This is a genomic window from Klebsiella sp. Lac1 (genome assembly GCF_009825425.1).
GTDB classification, from domain to species: domain Bacteria; phylum Pseudomonadota; class Gammaproteobacteria; order Enterobacterales; family Enterobacteriaceae; genus Klebsiella; species Klebsiella electrica.
This window is the reverse complement of the sequence record NZ_VJZJ01000003.1, coordinates 1-24,992: the sequence shown is the minus strand read 5'-3', so window position 1 is coordinate 24,992 and position 24,992 is coordinate 1. Positions and strand designations below refer to the sequence as shown.

At 54.5% G+C, this 24,992-nt stretch carries 25 protein-coding genes and 1 other annotated feature; of the genes, 14 read left to right on the top strand and 11 right to left on the bottom strand.

Features of this window, described 5'->3' with window-relative positions; translation table 11 throughout:
* Window positions 1–133: 133 nt before the first annotated feature.
* Both recN and nadK read right to left on the bottom strand, forming a co-directional pair.
* Window positions 134–1,795 (bottom strand): DNA repair protein RecN, encoded by a 1,662-nt coding sequence (gene recN, locus FNY10_RS19085; RefSeq protein WP_160703061.1) that lies wholly within the window; start codon window positions 1,793–1,795, stop codon window positions 134–136.
* Window positions 1,796–1,881: 86 nt separating this feature from the next.
* Window positions 1,882–2,760 carry an NAD(+) kinase gene (gene nadK / locus FNY10_RS19080; RefSeq protein ID WP_004866566.1) on the bottom strand — a complete coding sequence of 293 codons (879 nt, stop codon included), beginning with the start codon at window positions 2,758–2,760 and terminating at the stop codon, window positions 1,882–1,884.
* 123 nt (window positions 2,761–2,883) lie between these two features.
* Here nadK and grpE point away from each other — a divergent pair, with 123 nt between their 5' ends.
* The gene (gene grpE / locus FNY10_RS19075) at window positions 2,884–3,474 is read left to right on the top strand and encodes a nucleotide exchange factor GrpE (RefSeq protein ID WP_100686427.1); all 591 of its coding nucleotides are present in this window, start codon (window positions 2,884–2,886) and stop codon (window positions 3,472–3,474) included.
* A 118-nt stretch (window positions 3,475–3,592) separates the two neighbouring features.
* Here the strand turns inward: grpE and FNY10_RS19070 are convergent, their stop codons facing one another.
* Window positions 3,593–4,879 (bottom strand): HlyC/CorC family transporter, encoded by a 1,287-nt coding sequence (locus FNY10_RS19070; protein WP_141963861.1) that lies wholly within the window; start codon window positions 4,877–4,879, stop codon window positions 3,593–3,595.
* Between the two features lie 119 nt (window positions 4,880–4,998).
* Window positions 4,999–5,790: a cytochrome C assembly family protein gene (locus tag FNY10_RS19065; RefSeq protein ID WP_100686425.1), complete on the bottom strand. Its 792-nt coding sequence runs from the start codon at window positions 5,788–5,790 to the stop codon at window positions 4,999–5,001.
* 166 nt (window positions 5,791–5,956) lie between these two features.
* Here FNY10_RS19065 and ffh point away from each other — a divergent pair, with 166 nt between their 5' ends.
* From ffh to FNY10_RS19030, 7 genes are all read left to right on the top strand, one after another.
* On the top strand, window positions 5,957–7,321 hold the full coding sequence (ffh, locus tag FNY10_RS19060; RefSeq protein WP_100686424.1) for a signal recognition particle protein: 1,365 nt from the start codon (window positions 5,957–5,959) through the stop codon (window positions 7,319–7,321).
* A 240-nt stretch (window positions 7,322–7,561) separates the two neighbouring features.
* Window positions 7,562–7,810: a 30S ribosomal protein S16 gene (rpsP, locus tag FNY10_RS19055; RefSeq protein ID WP_004866550.1), complete on the top strand. Its 249-nt coding sequence runs from the start codon at window positions 7,562–7,564 to the stop codon at window positions 7,808–7,810.
* 18 nt (window positions 7,811–7,828) lie between these two features.
* A complete protein-coding gene (rimM, locus tag FNY10_RS19050; RefSeq protein WP_004866548.1) occupies window positions 7,829–8,377 on the top strand; it encodes a ribosome maturation factor RimM in 549 nt (182 codons plus the stop codon).
* Window positions 8,378–8,408: 31 nt separating this feature from the next.
* On the top strand, window positions 8,409–9,176 hold the full coding sequence (gene trmD / locus FNY10_RS19045) for a tRNA (guanosine(37)-N1)-methyltransferase TrmD (RefSeq protein WP_100686423.1): 768 nt from the start codon (window positions 8,409–8,411) through the stop codon (window positions 9,174–9,176).
* Window positions 9,177–9,215: 39 nt separating this feature from the next.
* On the top strand, window positions 9,216–9,563 hold the full coding sequence (rplS, locus tag FNY10_RS19040) for a 50S ribosomal protein L19 (RefSeq protein ID WP_002914145.1): 348 nt from the start codon (window positions 9,216–9,218) through the stop codon (window positions 9,561–9,563).
* Window positions 9,564–9,684: 121 nt separating this feature from the next.
* On the top strand, window positions 9,685–10,125 hold the full coding sequence (locus FNY10_RS19035) for a DUF2946 domain-containing protein (RefSeq protein WP_160703059.1): 441 nt from the start codon (window positions 9,685–9,687) through the stop codon (window positions 10,123–10,125).
* Between the two features lie 54 nt (window positions 10,126–10,179).
* The gene (locus tag FNY10_RS19030) at window positions 10,180–11,544 is read left to right on the top strand and encodes a PepSY-associated TM helix domain-containing protein (protein WP_160703057.1); all 1,365 of its coding nucleotides are present in this window, start codon (window positions 10,180–10,182) and stop codon (window positions 11,542–11,544) included.
* A 4-nt stretch (window positions 11,545–11,548) separates the two neighbouring features.
* Here FNY10_RS19030 and FNY10_RS19025 read toward each other — a convergent pair whose 3' ends face one another.
* From FNY10_RS19025 to FNY10_RS19015, 3 genes are read right to left on the bottom strand one after another with little or no spacing between them, the layout of a single operon-like run.
* Entirely contained in the window at window positions 11,549–12,031 is a 483-nt protein-coding gene (locus tag FNY10_RS19025) for an OmpA family protein (protein ID WP_131048852.1), read from the bottom strand.
* 11 nt (window positions 12,032–12,042) lie between these two features.
* Window positions 12,043–13,266, bottom strand: coding sequence for a diguanylate cyclase DgcN (dgcN, locus tag FNY10_RS19020; protein ID WP_131048851.1), 1,224 nt, complete (start codon window positions 13,264–13,266; stop codon window positions 12,043–12,045).
* A complete protein-coding gene (locus FNY10_RS19015; protein WP_131048981.1) occupies window positions 13,259–13,768 on the bottom strand; it encodes a YfiR family protein in 510 nt (169 codons plus the stop codon). The genes dgcN and FNY10_RS19015 overlap by 8 nt, the downstream gene beginning before the upstream one ends.
* Before the next feature lie 346 nt (window positions 13,769–14,114).
* Here FNY10_RS19015 and aroF point away from each other — a divergent pair, with 346 nt between their 5' ends.
* The 3 genes from aroF to FNY10_RS19000 all read left to right on the top strand — a co-directional run bounded on the left by aroF (window position 14,115) and on the right by FNY10_RS19000 (window position 17,255).
* Complete coding sequence (gene aroF, locus FNY10_RS19010; protein WP_004866527.1) at window positions 14,115–15,185, top strand: 3-deoxy-7-phosphoheptulonate synthase AroF; 1,071 nt, start codon at window positions 14,115–14,117, stop codon at window positions 15,183–15,185.
* A 9-nt stretch (window positions 15,186–15,194) separates the two neighbouring features.
* On the top strand, window positions 15,195–16,316 hold the full coding sequence (gene tyrA / locus FNY10_RS19005; protein WP_032696867.1) for a bifunctional chorismate mutase/prephenate dehydrogenase: 1,122 nt from the start codon (window positions 15,195–15,197) through the stop codon (window positions 16,314–16,316).
* Window positions 16,317–16,382: 66 nt separating this feature from the next.
* Window positions 16,383–17,255, top strand: a complete 873-nt coding sequence (locus FNY10_RS19000; RefSeq protein WP_100686433.1) for an SMP-30/gluconolactonase/LRE family protein — start codon at window positions 16,383–16,385, stop codon at window positions 17,253–17,255.
* On the opposite strand, the gene pheA is transcribed toward FNY10_RS19000, so the two are convergent.
* From pheA to bamD, 4 genes are all read right to left on the bottom strand, one after another.
* Window positions 17,252–18,412 carry a bifunctional chorismate mutase/prephenate dehydratase gene (pheA, locus tag FNY10_RS18995; RefSeq protein WP_160703055.1) on the bottom strand — a complete coding sequence of 387 codons (1,161 nt, stop codon included), beginning with the start codon at window positions 18,410–18,412 and terminating at the stop codon, window positions 17,252–17,254. The two genes, FNY10_RS19000 and pheA, sit on opposite strands and share 4 nt — an antisense overlap.
* A 31-nt stretch (window positions 18,413–18,443) precedes the next feature.
* Window positions 18,444–18,568 (bottom strand) — a sequence feature (Phe leader region).
* Complete coding sequence (pheL, locus tag FNY10_RS27385) at window positions 18,520–18,567, bottom strand: pheA operon leader peptide PheL (protein ID WP_193312497.1); 48 nt, start codon at window positions 18,565–18,567, stop codon at window positions 18,520–18,522. It overlaps the preceding feature by 48 nt.
* Window positions 18,569–18,674: 106 nt before the next feature.
* The gene (gene raiA, locus FNY10_RS18990; protein ID WP_100686415.1) at window positions 18,675–19,010 is read right to left on the bottom strand and encodes a ribosome-associated translation inhibitor RaiA; all 336 of its coding nucleotides are present in this window, start codon (window positions 19,008–19,010) and stop codon (window positions 18,675–18,677) included.
* A 270-nt stretch (window positions 19,011–19,280) separates the two neighbouring features.
* Complete coding sequence (gene bamD / locus FNY10_RS18985) at window positions 19,281–20,018, bottom strand: outer membrane protein assembly factor BamD (protein WP_100686641.1); 738 nt, start codon at window positions 20,016–20,018, stop codon at window positions 19,281–19,283.
* A gap of 131 nt (window positions 20,019–20,149) precedes the next feature.
* Here bamD and rluD point away from each other — a divergent pair, with 131 nt between their 5' ends.
* From rluD to clpB, 3 genes are all read left to right on the top strand, one after another.
* A complete protein-coding gene (rluD, locus tag FNY10_RS18980; RefSeq protein WP_100686642.1) occupies window positions 20,150–21,130 on the top strand; it encodes a 23S rRNA pseudouridine(1911/1915/1917) synthase RluD in 981 nt (326 codons plus the stop codon).
* Window positions 21,127–21,858: a purine nucleoside phosphorylase YfiH gene (gene yfiH, locus FNY10_RS18975; protein WP_131048850.1), complete on the top strand. Its 732-nt coding sequence runs from the start codon at window positions 21,127–21,129 to the stop codon at window positions 21,856–21,858. Before rluD ends, yfiH begins: the two co-directional genes overlap by 4 nt.
* 128 nt (window positions 21,859–21,986) lie before the next feature.
* Window positions 21,987–24,560: an ATP-dependent chaperone ClpB gene (clpB, locus tag FNY10_RS18970; protein ID WP_100686644.1), complete on the top strand. Its 2,574-nt coding sequence runs from the start codon at window positions 21,987–21,989 to the stop codon at window positions 24,558–24,560.
* The last annotated feature ends 432 nt before the right edge of the window (window positions 24,561–24,992 follow it).

The following is a 24,992-nucleotide window of genomic DNA, read 5'->3' as shown; positions in this document are numbered from 1 at the left end:
TTTTCGGGCCCGAGCAGTACGTGGCTCATCTGTAATATGCCGATAATAATAGACCTTTGCCCAGTTGGAAACCTTCGACTGCAGGTCTTACGGCAATTTGCTGTTCACTATGACTCTGCGAAAATCAAAAAGTTTACGCCGCGAGCAACTCTTTCGCGTTTGCCAGCGTGTTGCGGGTGACTTCGCTCCCGCCCAGCAGACGGGCCAGTTCCTGCAGCCGCGCCCGTTTGTCGAGCGGGTGCATATGGGTTTCCGTCATCTCGCCGTCGGTCTCTTTGCAGACGAAGAAATGATGATGGCCGCAGCCGGCAACCTGCGGCAGGTGAGTGACGCACATGACCTGGGTAGATTCGCCCAGTTGACGCAGCAATTTGCCCACCACCGCGGCCGTCGGGCCACTGATGCCGACATCCACCTCATCGAAAATCAGGGCCGGCGTTTCCATCTTCCGCGCAGTAATGACCTGAATGGACAGCGCAATACGCGACAGCTCGCCACCGGAAGCGACTTTAGCAATGGGCTGAAGCGGCTGCCCGGGGTTCGTGGTAACGCGAAACTCGATACGGTCGGCCCCTTCGGCAGTGAGGTGACGCTCATCAAAGGCTACCTCGATGGCAAATACTCCGTGAGGCATGGAAAGTGAGCGCATACTCTCAGTGATTAACTGCGCCAACTCTTCCGCGCTGCTTTGACGCAGAGCGTGCAGCTGCCGGGCGTTCTCCAGCGCCAGCTGATGGTGCTCTACCACGGTCTGGCTAAGGGATTCCAGTGAACCCGCGCTGTCGTCCAGCAGGCGCTGCTCTTCCAGCAGAGCCTGATAAAAAGCGGGGAGCTCTTCCGGGGTAATCTGATGCTTACGCGCCAGGGCTATCTGGCGAGAGATGCGCTGCTCCAGCTCGAACAGACGATTCGGGTCGAGATCCAGGCGGTCGCTATAGTGACGCAGTTCGTCGCTGGCTTCGCTGAGCTGGATAGCCGCCTCTTCAAGCATATCCAGCACGCCCGAGAGCTTGCTGTCCATACCGGTGAGCTCGGTCACCAGTTGCCTGGCGGTGTAGAGCTGGCTCTGTAGATTGGCCTCTTCGCCGTCTGCGAGCACCGTCAGCGCGTGCTGGCAGGTGGTCAGCAGCTGGCCGCTGTTGGCCAGGCGTTTGTACTCTTCATCGATTTGTTCGAACTCGCCCGGCTGCGGATTGAACTCATTCAACTCTTTCAGCTGATATTGCAGCAGGTCGGCGCGGGCTGCGCGTTCCTGGCTCTGCTGCTGATGCTGGGCCAGCTCGCGGCAGCTTTGATGCCACTGGCGGTAGTGTTCAGCCATACGCTGAGTAAGCGCATACTCACCGGTGTAGCCATCGAGCAGCGTTTTTTGATGTTCAGGCCGGGTCAGCAGCTGGTGCGCGTGCTGGCCGTGAATCTGGATAAGCAGCTGGCCGAGCTCACGAAGCTGAGAGAGCGGGACGGCGGTGCCGTTAATAAAACCGCGGGAGCGGCCGTCGGTACTGATGACGCGGCGAAGTAAACACTCACGTCCGCTTTCCAGCTGGTTCTCCTCCAGCCAGCGCTGCGCCGCCGGAGTATCTTTTAAAGCGAAGCGGGCGCACAGGTCTGCACGGCTGGCGCCTCTGCGCACCATGTCTGCTTCGGCTCTTCCGCCGAGGCACAACCCCAGCGCATCAATGGCAATAGATTTCCCGGCACCGGTTTCCCCGGTGATAGCGGTCATTCCGCTGTGAAAATCGATTTCCAGTTCACGAACGATAGCAAAGTTACTGATGGTGAGTTGCGCCAGCATAGCTGCCTTCCTGTATGAAAAACCATTACTGTGTTTTCGTACAGTATAGACTGGTTTTTTATCCAGTAAAGAGGCTGCCGCTAAAATCAGAACAATTTTTTCGACCAGCCGAGTTTGGTGCTCAATGTATTGAAATAGCTGTAATCTTTTGGGTGGATAAGGTTCAGATGATAATCGCAGCGGTGGATAAGGACATCTTCGCCATCCTGAATCGGCAACGCTATCTGGCTGTCGCAGCTGATCTCCAGATCGCTACAGCGCTGGGAAAAACGCAGGCGGATGGTGCTGTCGCCGTTAATCACCAGCGGGCGCGCCGATAGCGTATGCGGGAACATTGGCACCAGGGTGATGGCATCTAATGAGGGGGTCAGAATGGGGCCGCCGGCGGAGAGTGAATAGGCGGTGGACCCCGTCGGCGTGGAGATAATCAGGCCGTCCGAGCGCTGGGAGAAGGCAAACACCTCATCGATATACACTTCGAACTCAATCATATGCGCGACTTTGCCCGGGTGCAGGACCACTTCATTAATCGCTGTGCTGATGCGCTTCTGGCAATCTTGCTGGCAGACCTGGGCTTCCAGCAAAAACCGTTTTTCCGAAATGTAGTGGCCTTCCAGCACGTCGGCGAGCTGCTGTAGGGCGTTATCCGGGTCAAGATCGGTCAGAAAACCGAGGTTGCCGCGGTTAATGCCGATGACGTTGATATCGTAACGCGCCAGCGTTCGCGCCGCGCCGAGCATATTGCCGTCGCCGCCCACCACAACCGCCAGATCCGCCTGCTGGCCAATTTCCGCCAGCGTGCCCGTTTTGACGTTGCTAAGCTGGAGTTCATGGGCAATCTGTTGTTCGACCAGAACTTCGTAGCCTTTGCCGGAGAGCCAGCGCCAGAGCATTTCATGTGTGGTCAGCGCGGTTGGGTGACGAGGGTGTCCCACAATGCCTATACACTTGAAATGGTTCTTCATGTTCTGGATGTCCTTGCGTTAAATGAATGATGACAATCTGACAGCTTCCCTTGAAACCCGGAAACGGATCCCCATAATAAGCGAAGTTAGCGAGATGAATGCGAAAAAAACGCGGAGAAATTCATGAGTAGTAAAGAACAGAAAACGCCTGACGGGCAAGCCCCGGAAGAAATTATCACGGAACAGCACGAGAACGTTGAGGCGGTTGAGCCTGAAGTTTCTGCTGAGCAGGTGGATCCGCGCGATGAAAAAATTGCGAATCTGGAAGCGCAGCTGGCTGAAGCTCAGACTCGTGAACGCGATGGTGTCCTGCGCATAAAAGCGGAAATGGAAAACCTGCGTCGTCGTACCGAACTGGACGTGGAAAAAGCGCACAAATTTGCCCTCGAGAAGTTCATTAACGAACTGCTGCCGGTTATCGACAGCCTGGACCGCGCGCTGGAAGTGGCCGATAAAGCCAATCCGGACATGGCTTCCATGGTTGAAGGTATCGAGCTGACGCTGAAGTCGATGCTGGATGTCGTACGCAAATTCGGCGTGGAAGTGATTGCCGATACCAACGTGCCGCTGGATCCGAACGTGCACCAGGCCATCGCCATGGTCGAGTCTGACGATGTGGCGGCTGGCAACGTGCTGGGCGTGATGCAAAAAGGCTATACCCTGAACGGTCGCACCATTCGCGCAGCGATGGTGACCGTGGCGAAAGCGAAGTAACCTGCCTTCAACGGCCGCCGCAAGGCGGCCGTTTTTCTTTGCTGTCCGCAGCCCGTGAAATCGCGGGCAAAAAAAACGGCGAACCCTGGGTTCACCGTCCTGGCATCAGGCCAGTCGATTACTCGGCGGCGCTTTCACGAAGGGGCTTCACCGGCTTGACCTTCACCTGCTTAATCATATTGTCCTGGACGTCGAGAATATCGATATCATACTGCTCGATGCGCACGCGCGTGCCGGGAACCGGGATCTCTTCCAGCGCCTCCAGAATAATCCCGTTAACCGTTCGGGCCTCATCTTCCGGCAAATGCCAGTTAAACGCTTTATTGATTTCACGCACGCTGGCGCTGCCATCGATAATGACGGTTCCGTCAGTTAATGGCGTGACCTCTTCAGCCAGCGTCGGCGACATGGAGGTGGTGAAATCACCGACAATCTCTTCGAGAATGTCCTCTACCGTCACCAGCCCCTGGATATCGCCGTACTCATCGACCACCAGACCGACTTTCTTCTTATTGCGCTGGAACTTCACCAGCTGCGTGCTGAGCGGCGTTCCTTCCGGCACGAAGTAAATTTCATCGGCGGCGCGCAGCATCACCTCTTTGGTGAACTCTTTTTTCTCGGTCATCAGGCGATAGGCTTCACGCACGCGCAGCATGCTGATGGCGTCGTCCAGCGAGCCGCGATACAGCACGATGCGCCCGTGAGGAGAGTGGGTAAGCTGACGAACGATTGACTTCCAGTCGTCGTTAATATCAATACCGATGATTTCATTGCGCGGGACCATGATGTCATCGACGCTGACCTTTTCGAGATCCAACACCGACAGCAGCATGTCCTGGTTACGGCGGGAGATTTGGGTCCGCGACTCGTTCACGATAGTGCGCAGCTCATCTTTGCTCAGCGCGCCGCTGACGATGATATCGGTTTTGATGCCCATCATGCGCATCAGCAGGCGGGTGATGGTGTTCAGCAGCCAGACCAGCGGCATCATCAGCACCTGCAGCGGCGCCAGTAAGAAGCTGCTCGGATAGGCGACTTTTTCCGGATACAGCGCGGCGATGGTTTTAGGCAGGACCTCGGCGAAAACCAGGACCACGAAGGTCAGCACGCCGGTGGCAATAGCCACCCCGGCATCGCCATACAGACGCATGCCAACAATCGTCCCCAGCGCAGAGGCGAGGATGTTGACGAGGTTATTGCCGATCAGGACCAGGCTGATTAAACGGTCGGGCTTACGCAGCAGTTTTTCGACGCGTTTTGCCTGGCGGCTGCCTTGTTTCGCCATATGCCGCAGTCGATAGCGGTTCAGGGTCATCATCCCGGTTTCGGAGCCGGAGAAATAGGCAGAGATAATCACCATGATAATCAGCGTCACGATCAGCGTGGTGGTAGATATGTGTTCCAGGGGGGACTCCTTAACGCCTGGTCCGGTAGGCTATTTTATGAGCCTGCTGGCGCTGAGCGCAGCCAGTCTTCAGGCTTTTTGCAATGATGACACCTACCGGGACAGGCAGGTGTTCGGGATTAACTAATAAACTGTTGCAGCACGCGGCTGCCAAAGTAAGCCAGCGTCAGCAGGCCTGCGCCGGTGACGTTAAACCAGACCACCCGACGACCGCGCCATCCTTCATGATAGTGGCCCCACAACAGAACGATATAGACGAACCACGCGACGATCGACAGCACGGCTTTATCGATATTTTCCGTGCCAAACAGGTTATGCATATAAAACAAACCGGTGCACAGCGTCAGCGTCAGCAGGACCACCCCGACCTGGGTAATATGAAACATTTTACGCTCGATACTCATCAGCGGCGGCATTTCATGGCTGAAGGCCAGCTTTTTGTTCTTCAGCTGATAATCGATCCATGCCAGCTGGAGCGCATACAGCGCGGCAATAATCAGCGTCGCGTACGAGAAGAGCGACAGGCCGATGTGCACCAGCATTCCCGGCGTGGTTTCCAGATGGGTGATGTATTCGTTCGGCACGAAAGTGGCGAAAGCCAGGTTAATCAACGCAAATGCGTAGACGATAGGCAGCAGCAGCCAGCCGCGGTTGCGCGATGCGACGATAGTCATCACGCTACAGATCATCAGACTGACCAGCGAACCGACGTTCAATAAACTGAGATTCTGTCCACTCTCGCCGCCGGGGAAAATACGTGACTCCAGCGCAAAAGCATGACAAATCAACGCAATAGTTGCGGAAAGAATCGCCATTCGCCGCCAGCTGCTGTTTTTTTGCAACAGGCCGGGGATGATCAGCGCAAGGCTGATGGAGTAGGCGACAAGCGCGAGCAGAGCAAAAACAGGCATATGGGTGTCGACTGTTGACTAAATAAGAAAGAGAAGCAGTATAGCGTCACGCGACGTCGGCTCCAACCGTTGCATCACATCGCGCGTCATGTCGTGTTATACTGCGCCAAATCCGTGTTTTCGTGTCGCTGCTGCGACCGACAGTTTCCACCTCAGGCGAGAGACAATGTTTGATAATTTAACCGATCGTTTGTCGCGTTCGCTGCGCAACATTAGCGGCCGCGGACGCCTTACCGAAGACAATATTAAAGACACCCTGCGTGAAGTTCGCATGGCGTTGCTGGAAGCAGACGTCGCGCTGCCTGTTGTTCGTGACTTCATCAGCCGCGTTAAAGAGAGCGCGGTGGGTCATGAAGTAAACAAAAGCCTGACCCCGGGTCAGGAGTTTGTCAAAATCGTACGTAACGAGCTGGTTGCGGCGATGGGCGAAGAGAACCAGGCGCTGGATTTAGCCGCTCAGCCACCGGCCGTTGTGCTGATGGCGGGTCTGCAGGGTGCGGGTAAAACCACCAGCGTCGCCAAGCTGGGTAAATTCCTGCGTGAGAAGCACAAGAAGAAAGTGCTGGTAGTCTCCGCGGACGTTTATCGCCCGGCGGCGATTAAACAGCTGGAAACGCTGGCACAGCAGGTTAACGTTGATTTCTTCCCGTCCGATGTGGGCCAGAAGCCGATCGATATCGTGAACGCCGCGCTGAAAGAAGCGAAGCTGAAGTTCTACGACGTGCTGCTGGTGGATACCGCCGGTCGTCTGCACGTTGATGAAGCGATGATGGACGAAATCAAACAGGTCCACGCTTCGCTTAACCCGGTAGAGACGCTGTTCGTCGTTGATGCGATGACCGGTCAGGATGCCGCGAATACCGCCAAAGCGTTTAACGAAGCGCTGCCGCTGACCGGCGTGGTGCTGACTAAAGTCGATGGCGACGCTCGCGGCGGTGCCGCGCTGTCGATTCGCCATATCACCGGCAAACCGATTAAGTTCCTCGGCGTGGGTGAAAAGACCGAAGCGTTGGAGCCGTTCCACCCGGATCGTATTGCTTCCCGTATTCTCGGCATGGGCGACGTGCTGTCGCTGATCGAAGATATCGAGAGCAAGGTTGACCGCGCGCAGGCCGAGAAACTGGCCTCCAAGCTGAAGAAAGGCGATGGTTTCGACCTCACCGATTTCCTTGAGCAACTGCGTCAGATGAAAAACATGGGCGGCATGGCCAGCCTGATGGGCAAGCTGCCGGGCATGGGGCAGATCCCGGACAACGTGAAATCGCAGATGGATGACAAAGTGCTGGTGCGGATGGAGGCGATCATCAACTCGATGACCCTGAAAGAGCGCGCTAAGCCGGAAATCATTAAAGGTTCACGTAAGCGTCGCATCGCCGCCGGCTGCGGGATGCAGGTGCAGGATGTGAACCGTCTGCTGAAGCAGTTCGACGATATGCAGCGCATGATGAAGAAGATGAAGTCGAAAGGCGGCATGATGAAGATGATGCGCGGGATGAAAGGGATGATGCCGCCAGGATTCCCAGGTCGCTAATACGCGTCATAATTCAAGCCGCAGATGCGTTGGCTGCATTCGCTCACCCCGGTCACGTACTTGTGTACGCTCCCGGGGATTTGCTCACTTGCCGCCTGCCTGCAACTCGAATTATTTAGCGTATTGTAGTTTTGAATTGATTTTTGCACAGAAATCAGTAAAATTTTCGGGCTTTTAATATGACACCCGGGCTCCGTTCCTCGATGGGGCCCGGGTGTTCTATTCACACAAGAGGATGTTATGGTAACTATTCGTTTAGCTCGTCACGGCGCTAAAAAGCGTCCGTTCTACCAGGTTGTTGTCACCGACAGCCGTAATGCACGCAACGGTCGCTTCATCGAGCGCGTTGGTTTCTTCAACCCGATCGCTTCTGCGAACGAAGAAGAAACGCGTCTGGATCTGGATCGTATCGCTCACTGGGTTGGCCAGGGCGCTACCGTTTCCGATCGCGTTGCCGCGCTGATCAAAGCAGCAAACAAAGCAGCTTAATCTGTCACGGTGGTCATGATGAGCAAGCAACACACCGCACAAGCACCTGTTGATCCGATCGTATTGGGCAAGATGGGTTCTTCCTACGGTATCCGTGGTTGGCTCAGAGTGTTTTCCTCCACCGAAGACGCCGAAAGCATTTTTGACTATCAGCCCTGGTTAATCCAGAAGGCGGGTCAGTGGCAGGTCGTTGAGCTGGAAAGCTGGCGCCACCATAATCAGGACATCGTTATTAAGCTGAAAGGCATTGACGATCGTGATGCTGCGAATCTGCTGACGAATTGCGAAATTGTCGTGGATTCCTCGCAGCTGCCGAAGCTCGAAGAGGGTGACTATTACTGGAAAGACCTGATGGGCTGCCAGGTAGTAACCACAGAAGGCTATGGCCTGGGTAAAGTCATCGACATGATGGAAACCGGGTCAAATGACGTTCTCGTCATTAAGGCAAACCTGAAAGATGCATTTGGTATCAAGGAGCGGCTGGTTCCGTTCCTCGATGGGCAGGTTATCAAGAAAGTCGATCTCGCTACTCGCACAATCGAAGTAGACTGGGATCCTGGTTTTTAAATTCTCCGGATAAACGGTAAAAGACGGCGCTATGTGGATTGGCATAATTAGCCTGTTTCCTGAAATGTTCCGCGCAATTACCGATTACGGGGTAACTGGCCGGGCAGTAAAAAATGGCCTGCTGAGCATCCAGAGCTGGAGTCCTCGTGACTTTGCTCATGACCGGCACCGTACCGTGGACGATCGTCCTTACGGCGGCGGACCGGGGATGCTAATGATGGTGCAACCTTTACGGGACGCCATTCACACAGCAAAAGCCGCGGCAGGTGAAGGCGCAAAGGTGATTTATCTGTCACCTCAGGGACGCAAGCTTGATCAAGCGGGCGTCAGCGAACTGGCCACGAATCAGAAACTGATTCTGGTGTGCGGTCGCTACGAAGGCATAGATGAGCGCGTAATCCAGACCGAAATTGACGAAGAATGGTCAATCGGCGATTACGTCCTCAGCGGTGGTGAGTTACCAGCCATGACGCTGATTGACTCCGTTTCCCGGTTTATTCCGGGGGTTCTGGGTCATGAAGCATCGGCAACGGAAGATTCCTTTGCCGATGGATTACTGGACTGCCCACACTATACCCGTCCTGAAGTGTTAGAAGAGATGGAAGTACCGCCAGTTTTGCTGTCGGGAAATCATGCTGAGATTCGTCGCTGGCGTTTGAAACAGTCGCTGGGCCGTACCTGGCTTAGAAGACCTGAACTTTTGGAAAACCTGGCTCTGACTGAAGAGCAAGCAAAGTTGCTGGCGGAGTTCAAAACTGAACACGTAAAACAGCAGCATAAACATGATGGGATGGCGTAAGCCCCCAATATCAGTTTACCCAGGATAAGAGATTAAATTATGAGCAACATTATTAAGCAACTTGAACAAGAACAGATGAAGCAGGACGTACCTTCCTTCCGTCCGGGTGATACCGTGGAAGTGAAAGTATGGGTTGTTGAAGGTTCCAAAAAACGTCTGCAGGCATTCGAGGGCGTGGTTATCGCTATTCGTAACCGCGGTCTGCACTCTGCATTCACTGTTCGTAAAATTTCCAACGGCGAAGGCGTTGAGCGTGTCTTCCAGACTCACTCTCCGGTAGTTGACAGCATTGCTGTTAAACGTCGTGGTGCTGTACGTAAAGCTAAACTGTACTACCTGCGTGAGCGTACCGGTAAGTCTGCTCGTATCAAAGAGCGTCTTAACTAAGATTCGCTTTCGCGACATCCTGATGAAAAGGGCTGGCCTGATGGGCCGGCCCTTTTTTTATCCTCAATTTAACCATTCTGATGTAAATCATTTACAATATCGCTCTCATTTCGGAGGGGCGGTGGTCAGTAAACTTTATCAACAGTCAGCATTCAAACGGCGGGCCGCATGGCTGGCGTTGTTTTCGATCCTGCTGATTGTGATTGCGCCGCTGATCTCGGTCTCACTGCAAAAAGATCCGCTGAGCGCTATGCCCGGCATGCATCATGCGATGATGATGGCGGATATGCCGCATGAGCAGACGATGTCCCACCCGGCGGTTTCTCCTGCGCCGCAGTCGACGCACACGATGCCACTCGACCATGCGGAGGCCTGTGGCTACTGCGTGCTGCTGGCTCACGTTCCGGGGCTGCTCTTTGCGCTGGCGCTGCTTCTCTCCGCCGTCCTGCGTCGCGTGCGCGTTCTTTTTTCCTGCCTGGTGCTAAAGCGTCGGCATTACTTCCCCTGGCTGTACCCCGAAACCCGCGCGCCGCCGCAGCGCCCTGCTTTTTCTGCCTTCTAAAAATAACGATGCGCATAGCGCTACGTCCTCTTTTTGCTTTCAGAAAGGAAAAGTATGACTACCTGCACCTCGCGCGCGGCATGGCTGAACCTGCTGCGACGCCTCCATTTTTATATTGGTCTGTTTGTCGGGCCGTTTATCTTCGTGGCGGCCCTCACCGGGACGCTGTACGTGGCCACTCCGCAGCTGGAGAACTGGCTCTATCAGGATGCTCTGCATGGTTCGCTGAACGGCGAACGTCAGCCGCTTAGCGCCCAGCTGGCGGTTGCGGAAGAGACGACTCAGGGGAATCTTCGTTTACAGGCGCTGCGCCCGGCCATTAAGGCCGGGGAGACCACGCGGGTGATGTTTGCCGATCCGCTGTTGGGCGTGTCTGAGTCCCGGGCTATCTTTATCGACCCGGTAACGCTGAAGGTGAAGGGCGATATGACGGTCTATGGAACCAGCGGAATTCTACCGCTACGCCAGTGGATCGATTACGCCCATAGATCGTTGCTGCTTGGGGATAGCGGCCGGATCTATAGCGAGCTGGCGGCATCCTGGATGTGGGTTGCGGCACTCGGTGGCATTGTCCTTTGGGCGATGACTCGTCCCCGTAAGCGGATAAATAACCGTATGCAGAATAGCCGTCGCCTGCATGTTTCTCTGGGCTGGACGCTACTGGCCGGTATGCTGCTCTTCTCCGCCACCGGGCTGACCTGGTCGCAGTGGGCCGGTGGCAATGTGGATAAAATGCGCGCGGCATTCGGCTGGCTGACGCCGCAGGTGAATACGCAACTGCATAGCGCCATGCCGATGCCGCATGATCCGCATGCCGGACATCACATGGCGCATAGAGCAGATGCGGCGCTGGCGCCGAAAGGCGAACAGTTTGATCGGATGCTGACGATTGCGCGGGCGGCGGGGCTCGATGCCAGCAAGCTGGAAATCCGCCCTCCGGCAGCGGCGGGGCGGGCGTGGACGGTCAATGAGATTGACCGAAGCTGGCCTACGCAGGTAGACGCCATAGCGGTGGATGGGGAGAGCATGCAGGTTGTCGATCGCACCCGCTTTGCCAGTTTCCCGCTCATGGCGAAGCTGACCCGCTGGGGTATCGATTTCCATATGGGGATTCTGTTTGGTCTTGCCAATCAACTGCTGCTGATCGCGTTTGGGATCGCGCTGTGCGTGATGATTGTGGTGGGGTATCGCCTGTGGTGGATCCGCCGCCCGGCGCATGCGGCGTTTAATCCGGCGAATACCCTGATTCAGGCCTGGTTCAACCTCGGATGGCCTGCCCGCGCGCTCACGCTGGCGATAGCAGTCATGCTGGGGCTGGCGCTACCGTTAATGGGCGGCAGCCTCGCGGCAGGACTGGTCGTTGACTCTCTGCGCTGGCGGGCGGCAACGGCCGCCATGCTCGCGAAGTCGGCCGACTAAGTGCCTACGGCGTGCTGATGACTACCGTGACGCGGCGGTTTTCAGCACGTCCTTTCGCCGTATCGTTGCTGGCAATAGGATATTTTTTACCTAACCCGCGAGTGGTTAAATTGCTGCGCGGGATATTGGCTCCCTTCGCCCAGGCATCCGCGACGATGTCGGCGCGTTTAAGCGACAGCGTTTCGTTATAGCTGTTTTCACCGTAGTTATCGGTGTGCCCATCTAACCGCGCGTGCGTAATCCCGGTAGACGCCAGGCGAGAGGCCATTTTCTGGATTTGCGCCAGACTATCGCTGCGCAGATGGTAGTCGTTTTTATCAAACAGGATGCTGTCGGACAAACCCAGAGACCAGTCGCCATCGCTTTGCGTAAAGCCGTAAGACTGCATGGCGGCAACCTGTTCCTGAGAGAATTTTCCTTGCGGGGCCCGGCAGCCGGTGAGTAAAACCGCGGCCATCAGCGCGGGAGTAAAATATTTCCTGATCATGGTTGTTCCTTTTATTTTTGTCCTTGCGCAAGACGCCGGTGTTTCATCCGATACATATTTTGATCGGCGAACTCCTGCAGGTTCTCCGCGCACGCGTGTTCCCAGGCCAGCGCGTAGCCGATGCTGAGTGACAGGGTCGTAGTGTGGCCGTTATGCAGATTAAACGGCTTGAGAAACTGGCCGGATAACGATACGCAGAGCGCCTTCACTTCCGCCTCTGAGTGAACGTCACGTAGCAAGATTGCGAATTCGTCACCGCCTAAACGCCAGGCCTGATGGCGCTTGCTGGCAAAACTCATCAGCCGGCTGGCGACTTCGATGAGGACCTTGTCGCCCGTCGCATGACCCCAGTTATCATTAATCAGCTTAAAATTATCGCCATCAAGAAAGAGTAGCGCCGAACTGCGTCTGGCGGTCTCATCTTTCATTAATGTACTGATAACGTTGCGAAACGCAGCGCGATTGGCCAGCCCGGTGAGAGGATCGTGCAACGAGGTGCGTAACAGCTGGGCATTTTTAGCCTGTAGCTGCTGCTGCCAGTCCTCCATTTCACCCAACAGGCTATTAAAGTCCTGGGCAAACAGATGGAACTCCTCGATACGCTCTTCAGGGACCCGGCGGGAGAAGTGGCGGTTTTCCCGGATATCATGGACCACCTCGGTAATGCTTTGTAAGGCGGCGACGATACCGTGGTGCAGAGAATGCGTCAGCAATAAGGCGATGAATGAGGCCAGCAGAATACTGCCGGTTAACACGATAATGGATATGCCGAGGAAGTGGCTTATCAGGCTGTCCAGCGCCGTCAGCCGAAGTTCGCCGATGACCTTCCCCTGATGCCAGATTGGCTGGGTTGTGGGTTCGGGAAACAGCCATTGGCTGATGATGCCGCTGAGTTTTTCCTGCCGAACCAGGTCCGTATTACGCCAGACGGCAAAGTGATTTTGCTGGCTATCCAGTACCAGCGCTTCTGAGAACTGCCCCTGCTTTCCGAGCGTGGCCAGCGTCTCTTCTGCCGCGGCGCTATCAGCGAAAACCAGCGCCGCTTCAAGACTACGGCTCATTGTGGCGGCCGTCAGCGCCTGATTCTTCTGCGCATACTGTTTCAAGGTAAAGACTGATGCGGTACTCAGCAATAGCCAGACCAGGGTCATAGAGATAACAACGCTTATCACACTGATGCGGCGTAGTGCTCGTTTAAAAGTGGGGCGCGGAGCCTGAGAGAAATCCTTATTCATGCGCGTTATTCCGGGCAAGCATCAGTACGTCTGGACTAACCCGCACACCGCTGTGTGTCAGGACATCCAGATTCACGGAGAATCTGACCCTTTTGTCATTTATGATCAGGCAAAAAGCACTGCCGATTGCACACTCGCTATTTTGTTCTGCAATGAGTAACAGGGGACGCGATGGGTATTCCGCCGTGAGCTTCGCCTGTTGAGAGGGCGACTCGCTGCCAAAATAAAATCCATCGCAGACCGTGTTCAGCGCTTCTTCTGTATTACGCACAATGACCGGTTTGTACGGTAAAGTCTCAGGTTGTTCCTGAGCCAGGCTGTAGGTATAACGCGAGGTAGAAAAAATACACAACCTGGGCGGGCCAGATAATGCTGGCCAGCGGGTATAGGTGACGATACCCGAAACAATAGCCCGGACATTTTTAGGCGCGTCTGCGGCAAAAGCGGGATAGCCCACGATAAATAACAAAAAAATAAAAAAAAGACGGTAAAGCTCTTTCATTAACGGATCCGTCAGGTTCGTCGGGGTGCATGAATTGCAATCGCTGATGCCCGGCGCAGGATACCATTGTTGCTGGGGAGCGTCATTAATCGCCACCTTCGATTTGTGATAATTCTGGCCAGGATTATTCGTAAACCAGGACGGGTGAAAGGTGAGTTTTAGCATGGGGAAATATCGAGTTGTACTGATAACTTTACACATATGGCGAAGTAAAGGGCCATTTAATTTGTTGATGTAAATTAAAATTTACGGATTATGGATTGAAATCTTTACTTTGTGTGGTATCGTTACGGCACTCCTCGCTGAGGAACCGACTATCGCAAACGAGCTACACAGGATCGCAATCATGCAAAAAGACGCGCTGAATAACGTACATATTACCGACGAACAGGTTCTGATCACGCCGGATCAACTGAAAGCTGAATTCCCGCTGAGCCTCGAACAAGAAGCGCAAATTGCGCAGTCCCGTCAGACGATATCTGACATTATTGCCGGCCGCGATCCGCGTCTGCTGGTGGTGTGCGGACCTTGCTCGATTCACGATCCAGAGGCGGCAATTGAATACGCTCATCGTTTTAAAGCACTTGCCGAAGAGGTCAGCGATAGCCTCTACCTGGTCATGCGCGTCTATTTTGAAAAACCCCGTACTACCGTGGGCTGGAAAGGGTTGATTAACGATCCGCATATGGATGGCTCGTTTGATGTTGAAGGCGGCTTGAAGATTGCACGTCGCTTGCTGGTAGAGCTGGTGAATATGGGATTACCGCTGGCGACAGAAGCGCTGGATCCAAACAGCCCGCAGTACCTCGGCGATCTGTTTAGCTGGTCGGCTATCGGCGCGCGCACCACCGAATCTCAGACTCACCGTGAAATGGCTTCAGGTCTGTCAATGCCCGTTGGTTTTAAAAACGGTACCGACGGTAGCCTGTCAACGGCCATTAACGCGATGCGCGCCGCGGCGATGCCGCACCGCTTCGTCGGGATTAACCAGGCCGGCCAGGTTTGCCTGCTGCAAACCCAGGGGAATCCGAACGGCCACGTTATTCTGCGCGGCGGTAAAGCCCCTAACTACGGTCCGGAAGATGTCGAAAAATGTGAAAAAGAGATGGCTCAGGCGGGACTGAAACCGTCGCTGATGGTAGATTGCAGTCATGGGAATTCTAATAAAGACTACCGCCGCCAGCCTGCGGTTGCGGAATCCGTCGTCGCACAGATTAAAGATGGTAATCGTTCCATCATTGGTCTGATGATCGAAAGTAATATCCACGAAGGTAATCAGTCTTCTGAGCAGCCGCGTTGTGATATGAAATACGGCGTGTCCGTCACCGATGCCTGCATCAGCTGGGAAACGACTGATGCACTGCTCCGCGAACTGGATCAAGATCTGCGCGGTCATCTGGCGGCTCGTCTGGGGTAAGAGGATAGTATGGTTGCTGAACTGACCGCGTTACGCGATCAAATTGATGAAGTCGATAAGGCGCTGCTGGGGCTACTGGCTAAGCGCCTGGAGCTGGTCGCTGAAGTCGGAGAGGTCAAAAGCCAGTATGGGCTGCCGATTTACGTCCCGGAGCGGGAAGCTGCGATGCTGGCTTCCCGGCGCGAAGAGGCGTCGGCGCTGGGTGTTCCGCCCGATCTTATCGAAGACGTGCTGCGTCGCGTCATGCGCGAGTCATATTCCAGCGAGAATGATAAAGGCTTCAAAACGCTGTGTCCGAATCTGCGCCCGGTGGTGATTGTCGGCGGCGGCGGGCAGATGGGGCGCCTGTTTGAGAAAATGCTGACGCTTTCAGGCTACCAGGTACGTATCCTGGAGAAAGACGACTGGGCGCGGGCTGCGGACATTGTTGCCGATGCCGGAATGGTCATCGTCAGCGTACCTATTCATGCGACGGTCGATACAATTGGTCAGCTGCCGCCGTTACCGGCGGACTGCATCCTGGTCGATCTGGCGTCGGTGAAAGCGGAACCTTTACAGGCGATGCTGGCCGCGCACCGTGGTCCGGTACTGGGTCTGCACCCGATGTTCGGGCCGGACAGCGGCAGCCTGGCGAAGCAGGTGGTGGTTTACTGCGATGGTCGTCAGCCGGAGGCGTATCAGTGGTTCCTTGAGCAGATTCAGGTCTGGGGCGCGCGTCTGCACCGTATCAGCGCCGTTGAACATGACCAGAATATGGCTTTTATTCAGGCGCTACGTCACTTTGCGACCTTTGCCTACGGCCTGCATCTGGCGGAAGAAAACGTTCGCCTGGAACAGCTGTTGGCGCTGTCCTCACCAATTTACCGCCTTGAGCTGGCGATGGTTGGCCGCCTGTTTGCGCAGGATCCGCAGCTGTATGCGGATATTATTATGTCGTCGGAAAACAATCTGGCGCTGATTAAACGCTACTACCAGCGCTTTGGTGAAGCGATTGGCCTGCTGGAGCAGGGGGATAAACAGGCGTTTATCGACAGCTTCCGCAAAGTGGAGCACTGGTTTGGCGATTATGCCCAGCGCTTCCAGAGCGAAAGTCGGACGCTGCTGCGTCAGGCAAATGATAACCGGCAGTAACGGAAAAGCGTATATAATCAAAGCCAGAGGGGAAACCCGCTGGCTTTTTTTATAGGGATGAAAACGATGGCTGAACCACAACCGCTGTTTGATTACGCAGGGCATCTGCCGGAATGTCCGACCTGGAGTGAAGCCGAGCAGGCGCTCTACTGGGCCGATATTCTGGAGTGTGAAATTCACCGTTACGACATCCGCAGCGGCGAACATCAGGTTCTGCAGTTTCCCGAAGAAGTGGGTTGCTTTGCCCTGCGTGAGAAAGGGGGCTTCATTGTGGCGTTACGCAGCGCTATCTGGCTTACCGATGCCCACGGCCTGTTGCGGCGTAAAATTTGTGATAATCCGGGCAATCCTCAGCTGGCACGCTTTAACGATGGCGGTACCGATCGCGACGGGCGTTTTTATGCCGGTACATTCTGGGGGCCGGGCGATTATAACGGCGCGCTGTTAATGCGTATCAACCACGATCTGACGCCTCGGGTGATTCAGTGCGATATCCATGGCGCCAACGGTCTGGCCTTTAGCGCCGACAGGCGTTGGATGTACACCTCGGATACGCCAAATGCCGTTATCTACCGCACTCCGCTGGATGAGCAGGGCGAACCCGGCAAACGCGAAGTTTTTCGTCGGTTTCAGCCTGGAGAAGGCATCCCTGACGGGGCGGCCGTGGATGAAGAGGGTTGCTACTGGAGCGCCATGTTTGATGGCTGGCGTATCGCCCGTTTTTCACCGACCGGTGAACAGCTGGAAGAGTACCGATTGCCGGTGCGCTGCCCGACAATGGTCTGTTTTGGCGCCGCGGATATGCGCACGTTGTACATCACGACCACGCGGGAAAATATGTCTGCCGACGAAGTCCGGCAATATCCGCTTTCCGGCGCGATCTTCACCCTGCCGGTGGCGGTGGCAGGGATGAAGAAACCCGTATTTACAGAGCGTTAGATAGGGTCGACCGGCACGACGTTTTCGCCTGGGTAGCAACCCAGAACCTTCATGGAGCGAGTAATCTCGGCCAGTTCTTTTAATGCCTTACGCATCGGCATTGAGTCCAGGTTGGCCTGGATATCCAGATAAAACATCTCTTCCCACGGATTGCCGTGAATCGGACGAGATTCCAGCTTGGTCATGATCAGGTTGTGATTGCGCAGCACCAGCAGCGCTTCAACCAGCGCACCGGCCTGCTGGCCGGTTGCCATGAGCAGCGTGGTCTTGGCCGGTACCTGATCGGAAACATTCACCGCTTTACGTGCCAGCACCAGGAAACGGGTGATGTTTTGCGTCTGATTTGCCTGGCAATGTTCAAGAACCTGCAGGCCATACAGCGCGCCACCGGCTTCGCTACCCAGCGCGGCAACGCCCGGCGAGTTCGCCTGCGCCACTTTTTCCATTGCCGCAGAGGTGCTTTCCGTGTATTCGATTTTCCAGTGCGGATAACGGCTCAGGTACTGGCTGCACTGCTGGAACGGCTGAGGGTGACTGTATACGGTCTGAATGTGCTGCGGATCGGTTGAAGCCGAGACCAGAACGCAGTGATTGATTGGGATCGTGAGTTCACCGACGATCGACAGGCTGGTATGTTGCAACAGATCGTAGACATCGTTGATGCCACCGGAGCTGGTATTTTCGATAGGAACGACCGCGTAGTCGGCCTGACCGGTTTCCACCTGGTTAAAGATATCGGCAAATTTCGCGCAGCCGCTCTCAATAAACTGTTCGAAATGGCGCGCCGCGTACTGGCGTGCGGCCAGATGTGAATATGACCCTTTTGGTCCCAGGAAAGCCACGCGCGCTGAATGCGGATTGATTTTATTCAGATGCTGTTGCAGCAGCGTTTGCTGGGTGAGAACGGAATCCTCGATGATCAGCTGAAACAGGCGGGTGATGTAGTGGGCATCCAGATGGTGGCTTTTCCCCAGCGTGATCAGGCGCTCCAGCAGATCGCGCTCGCGGTCGATATCACGAACCGGACGGTGCGATGCCAGCTTTGCTTTACCGACCTCTACAGCCAGTCCGCGGCGTTCTGCCAGCAGCGCGAGCAGTTTTTCATCCAGAGCGCTGATCTTATCGCGCAGAGCCAGTAACGGGTTTTCCTCGGTCATATGTGTTGCCTTTCTTGTTATTGATTTATCAATAAAAAAGGCCTCCCTTTTGGGAGGCCTTGTTGTTCGTCTTCGCATTCTTTATCACACGACGAATCGCCTCCCGTTCAGGGGAAGGTAAAAAAGAATGCGAAGAAGAACGCTAGTCGTTTCACAATGAATTCCTTTGCTCAGTTGAGATTACAGTACCCGTACTGTTTTCATCCTGTCAATAAAAAACGCGCCCGAAGGCGCGTGGCGTTACACAATATTAAGTTAAGGATTACTCTTCTTCTTCCACAAAGCCTGCCTCTTTCACCGATGTTGCGGCGCGGCGGGCTTCCCCTTTGTGTTGCACTTTATTCAGCTGCCGTTCCAGCTTGTTGATCAATTCGTTGATAGCGACGTACATATCTTCATTTCTTCCGCTGGCGACCAGATGCCCGTTTGGCGTATTGATGGTTGCGTCAGCGACAAAACCCTGCGGCTCTTTAGACAGAATGATGTGCGGGTTGATTAAGTGGGTTTGCCATTTATCCAGTTTAGCGAGACGGTCTGCGACATGCTGGCGAATTGCCGGAGTAATTTCCATTTGTTTACTGGTAATGTTCATTGTCATAAATTTTACCTCTTGTCTTTCCCGTCTTGGTGAACTCAGCATACCTCTCCTAATGTCAATATGTGTGATCAAAATCACATTTTAATGTCACTTTTTGTCAACGAATTCATTTTGTGAGGCAGGGCAGGAACAGGTGAGATTTTTCTTGTCGGAAAGGGGAAAGAGAGTCATATTTGATAGGATGCCCCGGCGCTAAAACGCTTCAGCTCTGGGGGCTTAACCATAAAAAACGGCAGCTCGCGGCTGCCGTTTTGCTTATCTGAAAAACACTCAGGTGTTTTTACTGTTCGCGGCGATAATTTTCGCCACCTTGTCTGCCTGAGCGTTCATTTGCATCTGACGGTAGGCGTTTTCCATTTTCGGTAGCGCATCGCGAGTCGCCTGGGTATCCGGGTAGCTGCGCAGCATACCATCGACACGGTTCACGACGGCAACCCATGCGCCGCGGTCGGTGTAGTAATCAACGACCGACAGCTCGTACTTAGCCAGGCGATCCTTCAGGAACACCATACGTTTGTAGGCGTCGGTCGCATACTGGCTGTTCGGGTAGCCACGTACCAGTTTGGAGAAGTCGTTAAAGGCATCGCGAGCGTGCTGCGGGTCGCGGTCGGAGCGATCGACCCCGAAGAATCCTTGCAGCGCACTGTCATCCAACGCCATATTTGTCAGGCCACGCATATAAATGACGTAATCAATGTTAGGATGCGTAGGGTTCAGACGAACGAAGCGGTCGATGGCTGCCTGAGCCAGCGGCAGATCGGCATTTTTGTAATACGCATAAATCAGGTCCAGCTGTACCTGTTGGGAATAAGGACCGAACGGGTAGCGGTTATCCAACGCTTCCAGTTGCGTTATTGCCTGTTTCCAGTTACCGTCCTGCAGCTTTTGCTGTGCGGTCGCATAGATTTCATTCGGCGGATTATCAGGCACCTCTTCCTTTGAGCCGGAGCAACCCACCAAAGCCAGGCTCAGTGTGGCCGCTGCCACCAGGTATTTCATGCGCGTCATGACGTTTTGACTTCCTCAAAATGTTTATGCGGGAGAATCTCTGTTCCTGCTCCCGATTAAGACCAGCTACAATAGCACACTATATTAAACGGCAAAGCCGTAAAACCCAACGTTAAACGAAGAAGCTGTATATGGCACAACGAGTACAACTCACCGCAACGGTGTCCGAAAATCAACTCGGTCAACGCTTAGATCAGGCTTTGGCCGAAATGTTCCCGGATTATTCGCGTTCGCGTATAAAAGAATGGATCCTTGACCAGCGAGTGCTGGTAAATGGCGCTGTCAGCGACAAGCCGAAAGAAAAAGTGTTAGGGGGAGAGAGCGTCTCCATCGATGTTGAAATCGAAGAAGACGTACGCTTCGAGCCGCAGGATATTCCGCTCAATATCGTCTACGAAGATGATGACATCCTCGTGATTAATAAACCGCGCGATCTGGTTGTTCACCCAGGCGCGGGCAACCCCGACGGTACTGTGCTGAATGCGCTGCTGCACTATTATCCGCCGATTGCCGACGTGCCGCGCGCGGGTATTGTTCACCGTCTGGATAAAGATACGACCGGTCTGATGGTCGTAGCGAAAACCATCCCGGCGCAAACTCGTCTGGTGGAGTCGCTGCAGCTGCGTGAAATCACCCGTGAGTATGAAGCGGTGGCCATTGGTCACATGACATCGGGCGGGACGGTAGAAGAACCTATCAGCCGTCACCCGACGAAACGCACGCATATGGCGGTGCACCCGATGGGGAAACCGGCGGTCACGCATTACCGTATTATGGAGCACTTCCGTATTCACACGCGTCTGCGTCTGCGTCTGGAAACCGGCCGTACTCACCAGATTCGTGTGCATATGGCCCACATCACCCATCCGCTGGTGGGCGATCAGGTCTATGGCGGCCGCCCGCGTCCGCCGAAAGGTGCATCGGAAGCGTTTATCAGCGCGCTGCGTAAGTTTGACCGTCAGGCGCTGCACGCGACGATGTTACGTCTGTATCACCCGATCAGCGGCATAGAGATGGAATGGCATGCGCCGATTCCTCAGGATATGGTTGAGCTGATTGAGGCAATGCGTGCAGATTATGAAGATCACAAGGACGATATTGACTGGCTATGACTAAACTGATTGTACCGCAATGGCCTGTGCCGGAAGGCGTAGCTGCCTGTAGCTCCACACGTACTGGCGGCGTCAGTCAGCCTCCGTACGACTCGCTCAATCTGGGCGCCCATTGCGGAGACAATCTGCAGCACGTGGAAGAAAACCGTCGGCGGATGTTTGCCGCAGGCGGACTGCCGTCGTATCCGGTCTGGCTTGAGCAGGTTCATGGCACCGCGGTGCTGACGCTGGACGGCGGGCCATATGAGTCAAAACGGGCGGATGCGTCATACTGCAATACATCGGGCACGGTGTGTGCGGTGATGACGGCGGACTGTCTGCCGGTTCTTTTTTGTAATCGCGCAGGGACGGAAGTTGCCGCTGCGCATGCCGGCTGGCGCGGATTATGCGACGGGGTGCTGGAAGCAACGGTCGCATGTTTTGCCGATAAGCCGGAAAACATTCTCGCCTGGCTTGGCCCGGCGATCGGTCCCGAGGCTTTTGAGGTTGGTCCGGAAGTGCGGGATGCGTTTGTAGCAAAGGATGGGCAAGCGGAAGACGCTTTCCGCCCCGTCGGCGCGAAATATTTTGCTGATATCTATCGGCTGGCTCGTCAGCGCTTAGCCAATGTTGGCGTCACGCAGATCTTCGGCGGCGATCGCTGTACGCTAAGCGAAAAGGATGATTTTTTCTCTTATCGCCGCGATAGGATGACGGGTCGTATGGCGAGTTTTATCTGGTTGAGATAACCTGGCGAATCAAGACGGTCCAGAAGGCAAATTTATTTTTCGCATAGTTCAGGTCTTTAACCTTGAATAATTGAGGGATGACCTCATTTAATCTCCAGTAGCAAATTTGACCTGTTATGGGAGGAGTTATGCGTCTGGATCGTCTTACCAATAAATTCCAGCTTGCTCTTGCCGATGCCCAGTCGCTTGCACTCGGGCACGACAACCAATTCATCGAACCTCTTCATTTAATGAGCGCCTTGCTGAATCAGGAAGGGGGATCGGTACGTCCTTTATTAACCTCTGCTGGCATTAACGCCGGAGAGTTAAGCACCAGTATCACTCAGGCGCTGAGCCGTTTACCGCAGGTGGAAGGCACCGGTGGCGACGTACAGCCGTCTCAGGATTTAGTGCGTATTCTGAACCTTTGCGACAAGCTGGCGCAAAAGAGGAAGGACAATTTTATTTCGTCAGAACTGTTCGTTCTGGCGGCGCTTGAATCACGCGGTACGCTGACCGACCTTTTAAAATCCGCCGGAGCAACAACCGCCAACGTGACTCAGGCGATTGAACAAATGCGCGGAGGTGAAAGCGTGAACGATCAGGGTGCCGAAGACCAACGTCAGGCATTGAAGAAATTTACGGTCGATCTGACCGAGCGGGCAGAACAAGGCAAGCTGGATCCGGTTATTGGCCGTGACGAAGAGATTCGTCGTACGATCCAGGTTCTGCAGCGAAGGACTAAAAATAACCCGGTACTGATTGGTGAACCTGGTGTCGGTAAAACCGCCATCGTTGAAGGTCTGGCGCAGCGTATTGTCAACGGTGAAGTACCGGAAGGGCTGAAAGGTCGTCGGGTACTGGCGCTGGATATGGGCGCGCTGGTGGCCGGGGCGAAATATCGCGGCGAGTTCGAAGAGCGCCTGAAAGGGGTGCTGAACGATCTGGCGAAACAGGAAGGCAATGTCATCCTGTTTATCGACGAACTGCACACCATGGTCGGGGCGGGGAAAGCAGACGGCGCGATGGATGCCGGGAATATGCTCAAACCTGCTCTGGCGCGCGGAGAGTTGCACTGCGTCGGCGCAACGACGCTCGATGAGTATCGTCAGTATATTGAAAAAGATGCTGCGCTGGAGCGTCGTTTCCAGAAAGTGTTTGTGGCTGAGCCAAGCGTGGAAGATACCATCGCGATCCTGCGCGGGTTAAAAGAGCGTTATGAGCTGCACCACCATGTGCAGATCACTGACCCGGCGATCGTCGCAGCGGCAACCTTGTCGCATCGCTATATCGCTGACCGTCAGTTGCCGGATAAAGCTATTGACCTGATCGATGAAGCCGCATCCAGCATTCGTATGCAGATTGACTCGAAGCCGGAGGAGCTCGACCGACTCGACCGACGTATTATTCAGCTCAAGCTGGAACAGCAGGCGCTGAAGAAAGAAGCCGATGAGGCCAGTCTGAAACGTCTGGATATGTTGAATGAAGAGCTGGCAGATAAAGAGCGCCAGTATTCCGTTTTAGAAGAAGAGTGGAAGGCGGAGAAAGCCTCTCTTTCCGGTACGCAGACAATTAAAGCCGAGCTGGAGCAGGCCAAAATTGCGATTGAGCAGGCGCGGCGCGTCGGCGACCTCGCGCGGATGTCCGAGCTGCAGTACGGTAAAATCCCGGAACTGGAAAAACAGCTGGCGGCAGCCACCCAGTCGGAAGGTAAAACGATGCGTCTGCTGCGTAATAGGGTTACCGATGCGGAAATTGCCGAAGTGCTGGCCCGCTGGACCGGTATTCCGGTTGCGCGCATGATGGAAGGTGAGCGCGAAAAACTGCTGCGTATGGAGCAGGAGTTGCACAGTCGGGTGATTGGTCAGAACGAAGCGGTTGAAGCGGTATCCAACGCCATCCGCCGTAGCCGGGCCGGTCTGTCCGATCCTAACCGTCCAATCGGGTCGTTCCTGTTCCTCGGCCCAACCGGGGTCGGTAAAACGGAGCTGTGCAAAACGCTGGCGAACTTTATGTTTGATAGCGATGATGCCATGGTGCGTATCGATATGTCTGAGTTTATGGAGAAACACTCCGTATCGCGTCTGGTCGGTGCGCCTCCGGGATATGTCGGTTACGAAGAAGGTGGCTACCTGACTGAAGCCGTACGCCGTCGTCCTTACTCTGTCATCCTGCTGGATGAAGTGGAAAAGGCTCATCCGGATGTGTTTAACATTCTGTTGCAGGTACTGGATGACGGTCGTCTGACAGACGGGCAGGGGAGAACGGTTGATTTCCGTAATACGGTTGTGATTATGACCTCTAACCTTGGTTCGGATCTGATCCAGGAACGTTTCGGGGAACTGGATTACGGTCATATGAAGGATCTGGTGCTGGGTGTGGTTAGCCAGAGTTTCCGTCCGGAGTTTATCAACCGTATTGATGAAGTCGTGGTCTTCCACCCGCTTGGTGAAAAACACATTGCTTCTATTGCTCAGATTCAACTGCAGCGTCTGTACAAACGTCTGGAGGAACGTGGCTACGAAGTTCACATGTCCGATGAGGCGCTGAAGTTGCTGAGTGCGAATGGTTACGATCCGGTGTATGGCGCTCGTCCGTTAAAACGCGCTATCCAGCAGCAGATTGAAAACCCGCTGGCGCAGCAAATCCTTTCCGGCGAGCTGATCCCTGGCAAAGAAGTTCAACTGGTGGTTAAAAACGACCATATAGTGGCAGTGCAGTAAATCACAAAATGACAAAAACGGGCCCCTCGGGCTCGTTTTTGTTTAAAAACCAGGCAAGAATTAAAGTCTGGATGCGTGGTTGATTAATAAATGAGCGAATGAATCATTTATTTGAATTTAAACTTGCCACATCAGAATTACCGCCTATAATTCGCCTCCACTGACACGGAACAACGGCAGACAAGCCGCCGGGTCAGCAGGGTTTCTGCGGAAATCCTGCCAGAGAAAAGCAAAAATAAATGCTTGACTCTGAATGAGGAAAGCGTAATATACGCCACCTCGCGACAGAGCGCTAAAGCGCGTCGCAACTGCTCTTTAACAATTTATCAGACAATCTGTGTGGGCACTCAAAGTGACATGGATTCTTAACGTCCTCGGACGAAAAATGAATACCAAGTCTCAAAGAGTGAACACGTAATTCATTACGAAGTT

Bases quoted from the DNA above. Each gene is read 5' to 3' on its own strand.
- recN (WP_160703061.1), bottom strand. From the start codon at position 1,795: ATGCTGGCGCAACTCACCATCAGTAACTTTGCTATCGTTCGTGAACTG.
- nadK (WP_004866566.1), bottom strand. From the start codon at position 2,760: ATGAAGAACCATTTCAAGTGTATAGGCATTGTGGGACACCCTCGTCAC.
- grpE (WP_100686427.1), top strand. From the start codon at position 2,884: ATGAGTAGTAAAGAACAGAAAACGCCTGACGGGCAAGCCCCGGAAGAA.
- FNY10_RS19065 (WP_100686425.1), bottom strand. From the start codon at position 5,790: ATGCCTGTTTTTGCTCTGCTCGCGCTTGTCGCCTACTCCATCAGCCTT.
- ffh (WP_100686424.1), top strand. From the start codon at position 5,957: ATGTTTGATAATTTAACCGATCGTTTGTCGCGTTCGCTGCGCAACATT.
- rpsP (WP_004866550.1), top strand. From the start codon at position 7,562: ATGGTAACTATTCGTTTAGCTCGTCACGGCGCTAAAAAGCGTCCGTTC.
- rimM (WP_004866548.1), top strand. From the start codon at position 7,829: ATGAGCAAGCAACACACCGCACAAGCACCTGTTGATCCGATCGTATTG.
- trmD (WP_100686423.1), top strand. From the start codon at position 8,409: ATGTGGATTGGCATAATTAGCCTGTTTCCTGAAATGTTCCGCGCAATT.
- rplS (WP_002914145.1), top strand. From the start codon at position 9,216: ATGAGCAACATTATTAAGCAACTTGAACAAGAACAGATGAAGCAGGAC.
- FNY10_RS19030 (WP_160703057.1), top strand. From the start codon at position 10,180: ATGACTACCTGCACCTCGCGCGCGGCATGGCTGAACCTGCTGCGACGC.
- FNY10_RS19025 (WP_131048852.1), bottom strand. From the start codon at position 12,031: ATGATCAGGAAATATTTTACTCCCGCGCTGATGGCCGCGGTTTTACTC.
- dgcN (WP_131048851.1), bottom strand. From the start codon at position 13,266: ATGAATAAGGATTTCTCTCAGGCTCCGCGCCCCACTTTTAAACGAGCA.
- FNY10_RS19015 (WP_131048981.1), bottom strand. From the start codon at position 13,768: ATGAAAGAGCTTTACCGTCTTTTTTTTATTTTTTTGTTATTTATCGTG.
- aroF (WP_004866527.1), top strand. From the start codon at position 14,115: ATGCAAAAAGACGCGCTGAATAACGTACATATTACCGACGAACAGGTT.
- tyrA (WP_032696867.1), top strand. From the start codon at position 15,195: ATGGTTGCTGAACTGACCGCGTTACGCGATCAAATTGATGAAGTCGAT.
- FNY10_RS19000 (WP_100686433.1), top strand. From the start codon at position 16,383: ATGGCTGAACCACAACCGCTGTTTGATTACGCAGGGCATCTGCCGGAA.
- pheA (WP_160703055.1), bottom strand. From the start codon at position 18,412: ATGACCGAGGAAAACCCGTTACTGGCTCTGCGCGATAAGATCAGCGCT.
- raiA (WP_100686415.1), bottom strand. From the start codon at position 19,010: ATGACAATGAACATTACCAGTAAACAAATGGAAATTACTCCGGCAATT.
- bamD (WP_100686641.1), bottom strand. From the start codon at position 20,018: ATGACGCGCATGAAATACCTGGTGGCAGCGGCCACACTGAGCCTGGCT.
- rluD (WP_100686642.1), top strand. From the start codon at position 20,150: ATGGCACAACGAGTACAACTCACCGCAACGGTGTCCGAAAATCAACTC.
- yfiH (WP_131048850.1), top strand. From the start codon at position 21,127: ATGACTAAACTGATTGTACCGCAATGGCCTGTGCCGGAAGGCGTAGCT.
- clpB (WP_100686644.1), top strand. From the start codon at position 21,987: ATGCGTCTGGATCGTCTTACCAATAAATTCCAGCTTGCTCTTGCCGAT.